This is a genomic window from Paraburkholderia sp. Cy-641 (genome assembly GCF_011752945.1).
Taxonomy (GTDB): domain Bacteria; phylum Pseudomonadota; class Gammaproteobacteria; order Burkholderiales; family Burkholderiaceae; genus Paraburkholderia.
This window is the reverse complement of sequence record NZ_VWWM01000023.1, coordinates 47,691-60,800: the sequence shown is the minus strand read 5'-3', so window position 1 is coordinate 60,800 and position 13,110 is coordinate 47,691. Positions and strand designations below refer to the sequence as shown.

General features: G+C 65.1%; 14 protein-coding genes. 2 read left to right on the top strand and 12 right to left on the bottom strand.

All coding sequences use genetic code 11. From position 1 onward, the window contains the following. Positions 1-66: 66 nt before the first annotated feature. From F3J20_RS15020 to F3J20_RS14965, 12 genes are all read right to left on the bottom strand, one after another. A complete protein-coding gene (locus tag F3J20_RS15020) occupies positions 67-561 on the bottom strand; it encodes a TadE/TadG family type IV pilus assembly protein (protein ID WP_167283757.1) in 495 nt (164 codons plus the stop codon). Then, positions 558-1,028 (bottom strand): TadE/TadG family type IV pilus assembly protein, encoded by a 471-nt coding sequence (locus tag F3J20_RS15015; protein WP_205192896.1) that lies wholly within the window; start codon positions 1,026-1,028, stop codon positions 558-560. Before F3J20_RS15015 ends, F3J20_RS15020 begins: the two co-directional genes overlap by 4 nt. 41 nt (positions 1,029-1,069) lie before the next feature. Further along, positions 1,070-2,035: a type II secretion system F family protein gene (locus F3J20_RS15010; protein WP_167283756.1), complete on the bottom strand. Its 966-nt coding sequence runs from the start codon at positions 2,033-2,035 to the stop codon at positions 1,070-1,072. A gap of 43 nt (positions 2,036-2,078) precedes the next feature. Next, positions 2,079-3,056, bottom strand: coding sequence for a type II secretion system F family protein (locus F3J20_RS15005; protein ID WP_167042659.1), 978 nt, complete (start codon positions 3,054-3,056; stop codon positions 2,079-2,081). Between the two features lie 22 nt (positions 3,057-3,078). Continuing rightward, a complete protein-coding gene (locus F3J20_RS15000) occupies positions 3,079-4,446 on the bottom strand; it encodes a CpaF family protein (RefSeq protein WP_167042661.1) in 1,368 nt (455 codons plus the stop codon). Between the two features lie 21 nt (positions 4,447-4,467). Continuing rightward, the gene (locus F3J20_RS14995; protein WP_167042663.1) at positions 4,468-5,679 is read right to left on the bottom strand and encodes an AAA family ATPase; all 1,212 of its coding nucleotides are present in this window, start codon (positions 5,677-5,679) and stop codon (positions 4,468-4,470) included. A gap of 54 nt (positions 5,680-5,733) precedes the next feature. Next, the gene (locus tag F3J20_RS14990; protein ID WP_167042665.1) at positions 5,734-6,060 is read right to left on the bottom strand and encodes a hypothetical protein; all 327 of its coding nucleotides are present in this window, start codon (positions 6,058-6,060) and stop codon (positions 5,734-5,736) included. Positions 6,061-6,081: 21 nt separating this feature from the next. Beyond that, positions 6,082-7,998 (bottom strand): type II and III secretion system protein family protein, encoded by a 1,917-nt coding sequence (locus tag F3J20_RS14985; protein WP_167283755.1) that lies wholly within the window; start codon positions 7,996-7,998, stop codon positions 6,082-6,084. Between the two features lie 100 nt (positions 7,999-8,098). Next, positions 8,099-8,923: a Flp pilus assembly protein CpaB gene (gene cpaB, locus F3J20_RS14980; protein WP_167042669.1), complete on the bottom strand. Its 825-nt coding sequence runs from the start codon at positions 8,921-8,923 to the stop codon at positions 8,099-8,101. A 35-nt stretch (positions 8,924-8,958) separates the two neighbouring features. After that, complete coding sequence (locus F3J20_RS14975; protein WP_167283754.1) at positions 8,959-9,501, bottom strand: prepilin peptidase; 543 nt, start codon at positions 9,499-9,501, stop codon at positions 8,959-8,961. A 139-nt stretch (positions 9,502-9,640) separates the two neighbouring features. After that, on the bottom strand, positions 9,641-9,811 hold the full coding sequence (locus tag F3J20_RS14970) for a Flp family type IVb pilin (protein ID WP_167283753.1): 171 nt from the start codon (positions 9,809-9,811) through the stop codon (positions 9,641-9,643). Between the two features lie 94 nt (positions 9,812-9,905). Beyond that, positions 9,906-10,139 carry a hypothetical protein gene (locus tag F3J20_RS14965; RefSeq protein ID WP_167283752.1) on the bottom strand — a complete coding sequence of 78 codons (234 nt, stop codon included), beginning with the start codon at positions 10,137-10,139 and terminating at the stop codon, positions 9,906-9,908. A 592-nt stretch (positions 10,140-10,731) separates the two neighbouring features. On the opposite strand from F3J20_RS14965, the gene F3J20_RS14960 reads away from it, so the two are divergent. Beyond that, positions 10,732-12,021, top strand: coding sequence for a glycosyltransferase family 87 protein (locus F3J20_RS14960; RefSeq protein WP_240162804.1), 1,290 nt, complete (start codon positions 10,732-10,734; stop codon positions 12,019-12,021). Positions 12,022-12,034: 13 nt separating this feature from the next. Further along, the gene (locus tag F3J20_RS14955) at positions 12,035-13,096 is read left to right on the top strand and encodes a glycosyltransferase family 2 protein (RefSeq protein WP_167042677.1); all 1,062 of its coding nucleotides are present in this window, start codon (positions 12,035-12,037) and stop codon (positions 13,094-13,096) included. Positions 13,097-13,110: the final 14 nt, after the last annotated feature.

Below are 13,110 nucleotides of genomic sequence, written 5' to 3'. Positions count from 1 at the left end.
GCACGCTTTCCTTTTGTGTGCGCTTCTTTTGCGCACAAGATTTTGCGCACCTGCTTTTTGCGCCAGTCATTGCACGCGCTCCACCGCGCTTGCATTGAGCGTGGTCGGCATCATCGCGTAGAGACCGGACAGGCTGCCCTTGAAGATCGGTACGAACGTGTACGAGACGGTCACCGTCGCCGTTCCGACCGCCGACGTGCCGCCGGCACTCGTCAGACCCGATGCGCAGGCCGAATCGCTCGTGCACGCGGCGCCGTTCACCGACGTCGCGATCGACAGATTCGAGGTTTTGAGCAGCGACGCGGACGCGTTCACCTGAGTCTGCGTCGCCGTATACGGACTGGTGGTGCCGCGTTGCGACGCGAAATAGCGCGCGCCCGCCGAGGCCGCATTTGCGACCATCACGTAGTTGCCGAGCAGCCAGCCGAACTGCGCGACGCCGAGCACAATCAGTAGAAGCACGGGCGCAAGCAGGGCGAATTCGACCGCCGCCACGCCTTGCTGCTTTTTCAGCGCCGACGCTCCCCGTAATCGGTGCGTCGGTCTCGTGCCTGAAATCATTGCACCACCTCCGACATGCTCGCGCTCAGGCTCGACGGCATGATGCTCTTCAGGCCAAACAAAGCGCCGCCGAACAGCGGCGCAAACGTATAACCGAGCTGCACGATCGCCTGCGTGCCGGCCGCGGGCGCCTGCGTGCCCGAACCCAACGCGCTGGCGCACGTACTGTCGCTGGTACATGACGTACCGCCGACGCTCATCGAGATCGTCAACGTGCCTTTCAATGCGCCTGTCTGCGTGTTGATCGCATTCGCCGTGTCGGTGTACGGCGCTGCGTACCCGCGCTCCGACGCAAGCTGGTGCGCGCCGAGCGCGGCGGCATTCGTCAGCATCAGATAGTTGTTGACGAACCAGCCGAATTGCACGCTGCCGAATATCAGTGCCAGCAGTAGCGGGAGCACAAGCGCGAGTTCGACCGCCGCCGCGCCCCGTTGAGTTTTTCGTTTTATGCGTTCTTTTTCTCTCATCCCACTCTCGTATGTATTGACAGGCAACGGCCTGCGCAGGCTCAGGCGCCCGCCATGCTCGGCAGCAGTTCCCGATAGATATGAATCATCGACGGTCCCATCAGCACGACGAGCAGCGCCGGAAAAATACAGAAGATCAGCGGAAACAGCAGCTTCAGCGCAATCTTCGCGGCGCGCTCCTCGGCACGCATGCGCCGCCGCGTGCGCAGCGTGTCGGAAAGCACGCGCAGCGACATGCCGATGCTCGTGCCAAAACGCTCGGCCTGAATCAGCATGGCGCTGAATGCGTCGATATCTTCCACGCCCGTGCGCAAGGAGAAATTGCGCAGCGCCTTTTCCTTCGAGAAACCGGAGCGCATTTCCAGCAGCATCAGTTCGAGTTCGCTCGCCACAACCGCACTGCGCATGCGGATTTCCTCGCCCACTTTCATCAGCGACGCATCGAGACTGAGCCCCGCCTCGATGCAGACCGTCAGCAGATCGAGCGCATCGGGAAAGTCCTCGACGAGGCTGCGCTTGCGCGCGGCAATACGTTTTGCCAGCACGAGATTCGGCAGGTAGTAGCCGAGCCCGGCGAGCAGTACGAGAACGATCGAGCGTCCGAGCAGCGTGGGCGCGAAGGATGAGCCGTAGAGCGCGAGCATCGCGAGAAACGGCAACAGGATCGCGAGCGCCGTCTTCGCGGCCAGATAGATCGGCACCGCGTTGGCCGAGCGCCACCCCGCAGTCATCAATTGCACACGCAACGCGGATTGCTCCCAGCCTTCCTTCGGCACCGACAGCTTCGAAATCGGCTGCGAAATTTCGACGAGCTTTTCGTACCACGCGGTGTCCGCGGATGGCGCCAGTTGCTCCGGCGCCGGCACGACGTTCGCGCCGCCCGCCTGCTCGATGCGCCGGCTCATGTCGCGCGGCGCGGCCAGATGCAGCACGCCGAACGCGGCCGCGAACACGATCGCGAACACGGCGGCGAGCAGCAGAATCTGCGTGATGTTCAGCGTTTGCATGGTCTCTCCTCGGTAGTTGTTCTTCGCGGGCGGTACGACGCGCTCAAACCCGGATCTTCACGATGTGCCGCATCCAGAAGATGCCGAACAGCATCCCGACGCCCGAGCTCACGACCATTTTTACGCCGGTGGAGTCGCGCCACAGTATGTCGAGGAAGTCGGGATTGAGAACCATCATCGCGGCGCCGACGCCGAACGGCATCAGTCCCAGCACCCACGCGGACATCTTGCCTTCCGCGGACAGCACGCGAACCTTGTCGAACAGCTTGAAGCGGTCGCGAATCAGCGCCGTGATGCCGTCGAGTACTTCGGCGAGATTGCCGCCCGTCTCGCGCTGGATCACGACCGCGATCACGAAGTAGCGCAAATCGCGAATCGGCACGCGCGTGGCGAGATTCGTCAGCGCCTCGCTGATCGACACGCCATAGTTGATCTCGTCGAACACGATGCGGAATTCGCCGCTCATCGGCTCGGCGAACTCGGTGCCGACCATATCGATTGCCCCCGTGAACGCATGGCCCGAACGCAGCGCGCGCGCCAGCATGTCGCAGACGTCGGGCAACTGCCGCTCCAGTTGCCGGATGCGGCGATTGCGCCGCCGCTGCACATAGACGATCGGCAACAGCGCGGCGAACACGGCAATCGCCACGGAGACGAACCACGGCAACGCGACGCTCGCGCCGATCATCAGCACGAACAGCGGCAATACCGCGCACGTGCCGACGAGCCGGCCCACCGACCACTGGAGCCCGGACTGCTGCAGAAACAGATCGAGCGCATGCACGCGCGGGATCAGCAGCAAAAACCGCGTGAGCCACGCCGACTCGGCCAGCATGCGCGTCTTCAGAATCGACAGCCGCTCGCGGCTCACCTGGCCGCCCGCGGAGACCGCGCGAATCCGTGCGGCAACGCGCCGCGCGGTCGGCCCATGCCGGCTGTCCCAGTACTCGTACACGCCGCTCGTCGCAAGCACCACGGCCACGAAGAGCAGGATGATCGCGGCGTAGAAGATCGGGTTCATGCAAGTCTCCTGAAACAGCGAATCACGTCGTCTCGAAGCGGCGGGCCGGATCGTAGATCTGATCCGACGGCGCCACGCCGAATGCCTGCAGGCGCTCGGCGAATTTCGGCCGCACGCCGGTCGCGCAGAAATGTCCGCGCACGTTGCCCTTCGAATCGACACCGGCGCGGCGGAACACGAAGATCTCCTGCATGTTGATCATGTCGCCTTCCATGCCGGTCAACTCCGAAATGCTGATGATCTTGCGGCGTCCATCGGTCAAACGCGCGGCCTGCACGACGACCGAGATCGCCGACGAAATCTGTTGCCGCATCGTGCGTGTCGGCAGCGACAGGCCGCCGAGGTTAATCATGTTTTCGAGGCGCGTGAGCGCGTCGCGCGGCGTGTTCGCGTGGATCGTCGACAGCGAGCCTTCGTGGCCCGTGTTCATCGCATTGAGCATGTCGAGCGCTTCGGCGCCGCGCACTTCGCCGAGGATGATGCGATCGGGCCGCATCCGCAGCGCGTTGCGCACGAGCGTGCGCTGCGTGATCTCGCCGCGCCCCTCGATGTTCGGCGAACGCGTTTCGAGTCTGAGCACGTGCTGCTGGCGCAATTGCAGTTCGGCCGCGTCCTCGATCGTGACGATACGTTCGTCATCCGGAATAAATCCCGACAGCACGTTCAGGAGCGTGGTCTTGCCGCTGCCCGTGCCGCCCGACACGAGAATGTTGACCTTCGCGCGCGCGAGCGCATCGAGCACTTCGGCCATCGGCGGCGTGAGGCTTTGCAGTTCGACCAGATCGGCGACCTGCAGCGGGTTCGCGGCGAAACGGCGGATCGACAGCAACGGACCGTCGACCGCGCACGGCCGGATGATCGCGTTCACGCGCGAGCCGTCCGGCAGGCGCGCGTCGACCATCGGGCTCGATTCGTCGATATGGCGGCCCACGCCCGAGACGATCTTCTCGATGACCTTCATCAGATGCGCGTCGTCGTAGAAGGTCACGTCGGTCGCTTCGAGCCGCCCGCGCCGCTCGACGTAGGTATGGCGATACGTATTGACGAGAATGTCCGACACGCTCGGGTCGCGCAGCAGCACTTCGAGCGGACCGAAGCCGAACATTTCGTCGTGCACGTCGCCCACGAGCTGCCGACGTTCGAGATCGTTGGCCGGCGCCTTCTGCTCTTCGAGAATGCGGCCGATCAGTGCGGCAATCTCCTGGCGCACCTGATCGGACGGCAAACGCGACAGGCGTTCGAGTTCGACACGTTCGAGCACGGCCTGATGAATCTCGCGCTTGAGTTTCTGATAGGCAGCGCGCAGCATGCCGGCCGGCGTACCCGACGAGTCCTGGCGCTCGCCCAGGGGTTGCGCGCGTTGCGCGGAAATCTGCTCACGAAGCGACATGGCCTCTCCCCTTCTCAGGTATTACAGCGTTTCAAGTTTCGGCGCCGCCTGACGGCCGAGCAGCCGCGCGAACAGCGAATCGCTCTTCGCGCGTTTGCGCTCCGACGTCGTCGCGCGGCTGACGATGTTCTCGGCGAGCGTTTGCAGACTGCGCGCGACCCCGCTGCTGCGCGCGGTCTTCGATACCGGCAGGCCCTGGTTCATCGCCTCGGTCACGGCCTCGGCGTCCTCGGGAATGACCTGGTACGCGTGCATGCCGAGCACCGATTCGAGCGCCGTGCGCGCGCGTTCGCCGTGGCGCGTGTAGCGGTTCAGGACGAGGCGCATCTGCTCCTGTGCATAGCCGAGCGAGCAGAGAATTTCCTGCAGCCGGCGGCCGGCGCGCACGTGCGGCATGCTCGCCTGCAATACGACATGAATCTGGTCGCTGCGATCGAGCGCGAGCATCGACAGTTGATTGAGCGTCTGACCGAGATCGAACAGCACGAAGTCGTAATGCGGCGCCGCGACGCCGAGCATCCATTCGAGGCGGTCTTCCTTGATCTCGGCCGCCTTCACCGGATCGCCCGCGCCGGCGAGAATATGAAAGTTCTCGGTGACGTGCATCAGACTCGTGTCGAAGAACGCGGCGTCCATGCGCTCGATCTGCGCGCAGACTTGCGGCAGCGTCGAGGGCGGGGTTTCGTCGGAGACCAGAAAGGCGGCGTCGGCGAACTGCTGGTTCAGATCGATCAGCAGTACGCGCTTTTTCTGCGGCAGGCTCGCGATCGCATGCGCGACGTTCGCGGCGATAAAGCTCGTGCCCGCGCCGCCCTTGCACGACACGAACGACAGCACCTGGGTATCGCGCGTGCCGCTTTGCAAACCCCGCGACTGCGCGCGCTGCAACGCGTCGCCTAACTGGCGCGGATCGAGCGGCCAGTTGAGCACGTCGCGAAAGCCCGCGCGCATCGCGGCGATCAGCGTATCCGGCGACGCATCGGGAATCAGCAGGATGCAGGTGAGCCGCCCATGCGCGCGATGCAGACGTTCGACCACGGGCAGCTCCGCGTCCTTCAGCGACGCCGCATCGACAATCAGCACGTCGAACGCGTCGAGACTGTCGCCGCGCTCGCCGAGCAGCGACGGCCCGCCGGTCGCGCGCGTGAAGCGATAGTCGCCGCATTCGCCGCTCAGATGCGCGATCTGCGCGAGCCGCGCGCTGTCTTCAGAGAGGGCCAGGATGTTGATCATGATGTTCTCGCCCAAGCGATCAAGGTTATCCGGCGGACGTCGCCGCGCTGTGCTTCACTGACTGCCGCCGTTCGTGCCGATGCCGATCACGAACGGATTGATGGTCGTGACGGGCGCCTGGAACGACTTGTCGTACTGGTCCTGCGCGGCCACGGCGGCCTTGCCGTCGACCCCCGGCGTGGACGGCGTGTGCTCGCCCGCGTGCGGATCGATGATCTGCATCCGCGTCACGGTGCGCACGGCTTCGCCGAAGTGCGCGTCCCAGATCGGCGTGCTCGTCATGCAGCCGCTCAACGAGCCGCCCAGGGTTGCGTAGAGCGCCAGCAGCAACGCCGCGCGGCGAGTCGTCGCAAGATGCGTCACAAGATGTTCGAGTTTCATGAGAGTCCCCTTCGCAGCGCGTTACTGGTTGGCCGGATCGGTTTTGGCGAGCGCGGGCCCGTCGCCGCCGGCGGCGTGGGCCGTGGTACCGCCCGCTTGCGCCGCCACCGTCGCGGTCCGGTCGTCCGACAGTGCCGCCGATGGCGCGGGCCGGTCCGCCTGCGTATCGCGCGGCAGCAAGGCCGCCGGTGCGGTCGTCGCCCCTTGCGCCGGAGCGGGGGCCGGTGCCGCCGGTTGCATTTGCGCCGCCGGTTGCGCTTGCGGCTCGGCTTGCGGCGCTGCCGGTGGCGTCCCTTGCGGCGCATTCGGGTTCGGCGTCGTTGCCGACTTGGTCTGGGCAGCCGGCCGGCGGCCTTCCATGTTGCCGGTCGCGTAGACCATCGCGTCGGACGTCTGCGCGAAGCTGTCGGTCGGCAGCGGAATGTCTCCCGGCGGCAGCGGCTTCACGAGATGCACAGTGATGATGAAGACCAGTTCGGTGCGATCCTGCTGGAACGACGTGCTGCGAAACAGCGTGCCGAGCACCGGCAATTCGCCGATGCCGGGCAGCGCTTTCAGCGCGCCGGTGACGTTGTTCTGGATCAGGCCGCCGATCGCGAAGCTCTCGCCGTCGTTCATCTGCACCGTCGTCGACGCGCGGCGTGTCGTGATGAGCGGCAGGATCGCCGTGCCGCTGGTGCCGGTCGCCGTTACGGTGACGCCGGTCGGCGACAGTTCCGACACTTCCGGCGCGACCTTCAGGTTGACGCGGCTGCCCGCGAGCACGGTCGGCGTGAACTTGAGGCCGACGCCGAACTCTTCTTCCTGCAGCGTGATCGTCGAGCCGCCCGTGCCGTTGCTTTGCGGCACCGGAATGAACACGCGTCCGCCCGCGAGGAACGAGGCTTCCTGTCCGCTCAGCGTGACGAGGTTCGGCTCGGCGAGAATCTTGCCGAGGCTATCGCTCTTCTGCGCGTCGAGCGCCAGATTGAACGGCTTGTTGTTCGCCTTGCTGAGCAGCACGCCGTTGCCGACGCCCGCGAGCAGCGAGCTCACGATCGCGCCGGTCCACGAACCGAAACCGCCCTGGATATTGACCGCCGAGCCGAGCTGGTTGAGCAGCGTCTTCGACACTTCGGCGACCTTCACTTCGAGCATCACCTGCTGCGGCGAATCGACTGTCATCATGTTGATGACTTCGGATCCCTTGCTGACGCTCGTGCTCTGCTGCGAGATCGAGCCGCCATTGCCGAAGCTCGCGGTGCTGGCCTGCTGTTGCTGCGTGGGCTGGGCGCCCGCGTAGGCGCTCGCGATGCCCATCGCCTGCTGCGCGGCCTGCGAGCTCGACACGCGGCCCGCGAGCACGAGGTTGCCGGCCGCGCTCGATACGCGAATGCCGTGCTCGTTCGGCAACAGTTGCGAGAGCGTGCGCTGCAAACCTTCCGCATCGACGCTGACGCTCACGTCGATGATCTGGCACGAGCCGCTGCGTCCCTGCACGATCATGTTGGTCGTGCCCACCGCCATGCCGACCACGTAAAGCGTGCGCGGCGAGACGAGCGTGGCCTCGGCCACCACCGGGTTGCCGAGCGTGCGATTGCGCGCCGGTTCGGCGAGCGGCACGAGAACCGATTTGCCAACGGGCACCGATACGTTCGACTCGTCGCGAATCTCGCCGGTGCAATTCGGCCCCGTGAGTTGCGCGGAAGCCACCGCCTTGCCGCTCGCCATCGCGCTCGGAATCGCCGCATTGCTGACGAGCATCGGCACGGCTCCGCGGCCGACCGGCAGCGGCGGGCTCTGCATGCCCCAGCCCGGCATCTGGCCGCCGGGCATGTTCTGCGCGGCGCAATCCTGCATGGCCGCGAGGCCGGTGCACAGCGCCGCGGCGAGCATCGTGCCGCCGAGCGCGCGACAGCGCAGGCCGCTGCCGGATAAGAAGCGTTGTTCTGTTTTCATGTTGCTGCCCCCGTCGCTCGAAGTGTGTGGATCGAGACGTTCCTGACTGCCTTTGTTATTCAGGTCGCGGCGCTTCGTCAGCCGGCGCGCCGCAGCCTCCCTAGAAACATTCGACACTGCCCGTCACGCCCGACAGCACGCCGATGCAGTTGCGCTTCGGCGCCGGACGCGCGACATAGTGCGTACGCACCGTCGGCACCGGCTCGGGCGCCGGCGCCGACGCCGGCATGTCGAGCAGCGAGAGCTTGGTCGCGCCTTCGGTGCTCGCGGTCTGCTTGTCGACCTGGTTGCGCAGCACCAGCGACAAAGTGCCGACGCTGCGCGCAAGGTCGAGCTTCTCGGCCTGCTCGGGCGTGACTTCGAGCGTCACCGCGTTGACCACCTTTGGCGCGGTGTCGTCGCGGCTTACCTGCTGCGCGACCGCCAGTACGAGGATCTTTTCGAGCACGATCTTCGAAATGCTTTGCTGCGCGTCGGCCTTGCCCGCTTCCTGCGTATTGACGATCACGTCGACGTAGTTGCCCGGCAGGGCGAAGCCCGCCACGCCGACCACGTCGTTCACGCGCACCGTGATCGCCCGATGCCCCGCGCCGATGACCGCCGACAGGCCGCCTTTCGTGCCCTGCGGCGCGAGCTTCGATTCGAGCACCGGCTCGCCGGGCGCGAGACTCGTCAACAGCACGCGCCCGTCGAGCGCCTTGCCGTCGGCGAACGCGCCGGGCGGCACGCTCGCACTGGGCCAGCTGACCATGCGGATCAGGTTCGGGTTGAGCGGCTGGCCGAGACTGATGTCGCCCGAGGCGACCGCCACCGGCGTCACCGCGCCCGAGGACGTCTGCAACAACCATCGCGACGCAAAACTCACGGCTGCGAGGCCCGCCAGCACGGCGATCGTCAGCATGACTAAAGCACGACTGTTTTTCATGGCAACACTCCTGCATGGTTCATGGAGACGCTTGGCTAGACCGCGGCCGCGAACAGCATCCCGAGGGTTCCCGCCGCAATGGCGACGCCGTATGGAATCGCACCGACCGAGATGGATTCCGCCGTATTCAGATTCGACTGCCGCAGCGACGCCAAAAACCCGCCACTCGTTAGCTGCCGCAGATTGACGAGCAGGCGCGCAAAGCGGCCTGTGTACAACGCGAACGCCAATGACCAGATGCCACCGATCAGAAACGTCGCGACCACGATGCGCCAGGTCAGCGCCGCGCCGACCCACGCACCGATCGTCAGCATCAGCTTGACGTCGCCGGCAGCCATGCCGCGCAGCAGATAGAACGGCAGCAGCAGCGCGAAACCGCAGGCGGCGCCGGCGAGCCATTCGAGCGGACCGGCGAGCGGGCCGTGAAGCCAGGTCTGCACGGCCAGCGCGGCGACGAGGCCGAGCGCAATCACGCGGTTCGGAATCCGCCGCGCCGTGATGTCCGTGCTGGCGCTCACGATCACCAGCGCGATCACGCAAAGCGGCACGGGATGCGGCGGCAAGGGCGGCAGCGTCATGATGGCCTCGCTATCGTTAGTCAGTGAGTCAACCCGTGCCGCCGATGCGGCAGGATTGGAAATGAGGAGCCCAGGTCCGTGCTGGGCAATCGCACGGCGGCGACGGACGAATCGGAGCGTTCGTCCGTCGGCACCGGGCTTATACCGACGAAGCGAGATTGCCGAAAATCGTTTTCAGGTTCGTACCGAGCGTCGTGACGCCGCCGATGATCCCGAGTGCGATCAGGCCGGCAATCAGGCCATATTCGATGGCCGTCACGCCGTCTTCGTCACGAACAAAACGGACTGCTTGAGCGATAACGTTCTTCATGATTGACTCCCTTTGGATGTCTAATTAAAAGCCCCTGGCCGGAATTGGCGCGAGGGAAAGCACTACGGGCACTGCGGAAAAAACGAACGGCAGGCTAGCTTCGCCGCCCATGCCTCGTCATTTGCGCGCTGGCACGCACAAGCGAGACACCGGGCAAGACGAACCGGGAAGAACGGGAGAATTGGAGCGCGCTGCGCGCGCCGCCGGTGCGCAGGCGCAGCCAGCGGACAAACCGATGCGCCGTGGCCGCGAGCCGCCGGTGCAGCATCGGCGCATGGCCCGTGCTGCCGTGATGGCGCTCGCTCAGTCGCGTGAGCTGGTTGTTCATACTTCCCCCGTACTGTGTATTTTTCGGTGTCGGCTCGAGGCCGGCACTCGTGCCACACCTATCGCAAGGACGGGGCCAGCTACGCACGAATGCAGCAAACATGCGGGTCCGCGCCGGATGCCGTCGCGTACGCCACCGAAATCGCGTCCTGAATGTGCTGATTCCGCAACATTTCTCGCACCGCGCCGGACACTTCGCTTTCCGCGTAGAGGCCCGTCAATTGGGGCTCGGGATTTTTTTCCTGGGACTTTCCCTGGTTCGGTAAAAACGAAATTGACCGCGAAAACGGCCCTCGCCAAAGGGAGCGTCTGTCCGAAGCGTCTCATCGACGAGACGCGTTGGTGGGCTAGCGCACATTAAGGCGGCCGATTCGGCCACTTTTTGCCGACATTGGCAGCGCACGGCGCCCACGCTCGAAAACGCGAGCTTGAAAGTAGGACCGATTTCCGCCAACAATAAGTTGACCGGTTCAGTGCAAAACGACACGTTCTTCATTCGATGTCGCACGCTGACGATTAGGAATCTGAATCAACAAACAGAAAGACCGGAAGGTCCTCGCGGCCTTATCCGGATCACACGGGGATCGGGGATCATGTACGTTTCTCAGCAATTGCGCATGCGCGGCGCCGACGACCGGGTGCGTCATTGGCTCACGCCCGAGCGCATCGTCTTTTACAGCGGCGCGATGGTCGCGGGGTATGTCGTCCTCATGTCGTTGTGGTTCTTCTGGAGCCACGGCTTCACCGATCCGGAATTCACCCGCCCCGGTTTCGATTTTTCGATTTTCTGGTCCGCGTCGTACGGACTGTTGCACGGCTCAGCGGCGCAGGTCTACGAGCATGCTTCGTTCGACCGCATCCAGCAGACGCTCTTTCCCAATATCGGTCACGGCAGCCTGATGCCGTGGCTCTACCCACCGACGTTCCTCGTACTGATCTCGCCGCTCGCGTTGCTGCCGACGCTCGTCATGTACTTCATGTTCGTCGGCCTCGGCGTGACGTTGTTTACGGCCGGCACGCTGCGCGTCTCCGGACTCGCCGACAGCTTCAGAGGCTCGCGCTTCGCATGGTTCGTCGTCGCGGCGCTGCCATGCGTGTTCGTGCCGGCCGCGTTCGGCCAGAACTCGCTGCTCACCGCGAGCTTCGCCGCGTTCGCGCTTTACCTGATGCGCCGTCATCCGCTGCGCGCGGGGCTCTGCATCGGCCTGCTGGCGATCAAGCCGCAAATGGCCGTGCTGTTTCCGCTCGTGCTGATCGCCGCGCGCGCATGGCGCACGCTGGCCGCCGCCGCGTTCAGCGCGGGGCTGTTCGGCGCGCTGAGCGTGCTCGTCTGCGGCACGCAGTCGGTGCGGCTCTTTCTCGTCAACACGGCACTCGCGCGCGAGACGCTGCTCGAACAATGCAGAGGCTATTGGCTTGCGTCGCCGACCACGTTCGCGGTACTGCGCGAAAGCGGCGTGCCGGTTGCCGTGGCCTATGCGGCGGAAGCGGGCGTTGCGCTGATCGCCGCGGCCGCCGCGTGGCGGGTATGGAGAAACACGCACGACATCCGCCTGCGCGCGGCCAGCTTCACGGTCGCCACGCTGATCGCGAATCCGTACGTGTGGCACTACGAACTGGCGTGGCTCGGTATCGCGATCGTCTGCCTGAGCGCGCTCGGTCTCGACCGAGGATGGCTGCGCGGCGAGCAAAGCGTAATCGCGCTCGCCTGGCTGCTGCCAGCCTATGAATTCTTCAACCGCACGGCCGGGATGCCGCAGTTCGGACCGATCGTTCTGCTGCTGATGCTGTTGATGATCGTGCGTCGCGTGCGCATCGAGGGGGACCGCGGCGATGACAACGCCGCCCTCGCCTACGCACCCGCGCTCAAAACAATTCGCTAAACGGGGAAACGCCATGTCAACCCACGCCAACAAACCACTGATCTCGCTCGTTGTGCCGTTCTACAACGAGCAGGCCGCCGTCGAGCGCTTCTTCGCCGCGGTCGTGCCGGTGCTCGAATCGATCGAGGGCACGCGCTTCGAGATCGTCTGCATCAACGACGGCAGCAGCGACGCCACGCTCGATCATCTGATCGCGGCAAACAGCCGCGACCGGCGCATTCGCGTGATCGACCTTACGCGCAACTTCGGCAAGGAAGCAGCGCTGACCGCCGGCATCGACGAAGCGTTCGGCGACGCGGTGATTCCGATCGACGCCGATCTGCAGGACCCGCCGAGCCTGATTCCGGTGATGGTCGAGCACTGGCGCGCAGGCGCCGAAGTGGTAGCCGCGAAGCGCACCAACCGCCTGTGCGATACGTTCGCGAAACGCACGGCGGCCGCGCTCTACTATCGCGTGCACAACGCGCTCTCGGAAGTGAAGCTGCCCGAGAACGTCGGCGATTTCCGCCTGATCGACCGCCAGGTCGTCAACGCGCTGCGCAACCTTCCCGAGCGGCGCCGCTTCATGAAGGGCCTGTTCGCGTGGGTCGGCTATCGGACTGTCATCGTCGAATACGAGCGCGAGCCGCGCAGCGCCGGACATTCGAAGTTCTCCGGCTGGCGGCTGTGGAATTTCGCGCTCGAAGGCATCACGAGTTTCAGTACCGTGCCGCTGCGCAGCTGGACGTATATCGGCCTGTCGATCGCGACGCTCGCGTTCCTCTATGGCGGCTACATCGTCGGCAATACGCTGTGGTCGGGCAACCCGGTGCCGGGCTATGCCTCGACGATCTCGCTGATGCTGTTCATGGGCGGCATCGAGCTGATCGGCATCGGCGTGATCGGCGAATATATCGGCCGCATTTACTACGAGTCGAAAGAGCGGCCCGTGTATCTCGTGCGGCGCCGCTATCAGGCGAAGAGCAAAGTCTCCGTGCTACCGACCGTGCGCCACGACGCGCGCGCGCCGCACCTCGCGCGCGTCGAGCTCATGCGCAGGCGGACCGCGCCGCGCGTGCGCGTCGCCGGTCATTGAACGAGGAGAACATC

Coding starts and splice junctions, on each gene's coding strand:
- F3J20_RS15020 (WP_167283757.1), bottom strand. CDS start 561: ATGATTTCAGGCACGAGACCGACGCACCGATTACGGGGAGCGTCGGCG.
- F3J20_RS15015 (WP_205192896.1), bottom strand. CDS start 1,028: ATGAGAGAAAAAGAACGCATAAAACGAAAAACTCAACGGGGCGCGGCG.
- F3J20_RS15010 (WP_167283756.1), bottom strand. CDS start 2,035: ATGCAAACGCTGAACATCACGCAGATTCTGCTGCTCGCCGCCGTGTTC.
- F3J20_RS15005 (WP_167042659.1), bottom strand. CDS start 3,056: ATGAACCCGATCTTCTACGCCGCGATCATCCTGCTCTTCGTGGCCGTG.
- F3J20_RS15000 (WP_167042661.1), bottom strand. CDS start 4,446: ATGTCGCTTCGTGAGCAGATTTCCGCGCAACGCGCGCAACCCCTGGGC.
- F3J20_RS14995 (WP_167042663.1), bottom strand. CDS start 5,679: ATGATCAACATCCTGGCCCTCTCTGAAGACAGCGCGCGGCTCGCGCAG.
- F3J20_RS14990 (WP_167042665.1), bottom strand. CDS start 6,060: ATGAAACTCGAACATCTTGTGACGCATCTTGCGACGACTCGCCGCGCG.
- F3J20_RS14985 (WP_167283755.1), bottom strand. CDS start 7,998: ATGAAAACAGAACAACGCTTCTTATCCGGCAGCGGCCTGCGCTGTCGC.
- cpaB (WP_167042669.1), bottom strand. CDS start 8,923: ATGAAAAACAGTCGTGCTTTAGTCATGCTGACGATCGCCGTGCTGGCG.
- F3J20_RS14975 (WP_167283754.1), bottom strand. CDS start 9,501: ATGACGCTGCCGCCCTTGCCGCCGCATCCCGTGCCGCTTTGCGTGATC.
- F3J20_RS14970 (WP_167283753.1), bottom strand. CDS start 9,811: ATGAAGAACGTTATCGCTCAAGCAGTCCGTTTTGTTCGTGACGAAGAC.
- F3J20_RS14965 (WP_167283752.1), bottom strand. CDS start 10,139: ATGAACAACCAGCTCACGCGACTGAGCGAGCGCCATCACGGCAGCACG.
- F3J20_RS14960 (WP_240162804.1), top strand. CDS start 10,732: ATGTACGTTTCTCAGCAATTGCGCATGCGCGGCGCCGACGACCGGGTG.
- F3J20_RS14955 (WP_167042677.1), top strand. CDS start 12,035: ATGTCAACCCACGCCAACAAACCACTGATCTCGCTCGTTGTGCCGTTC.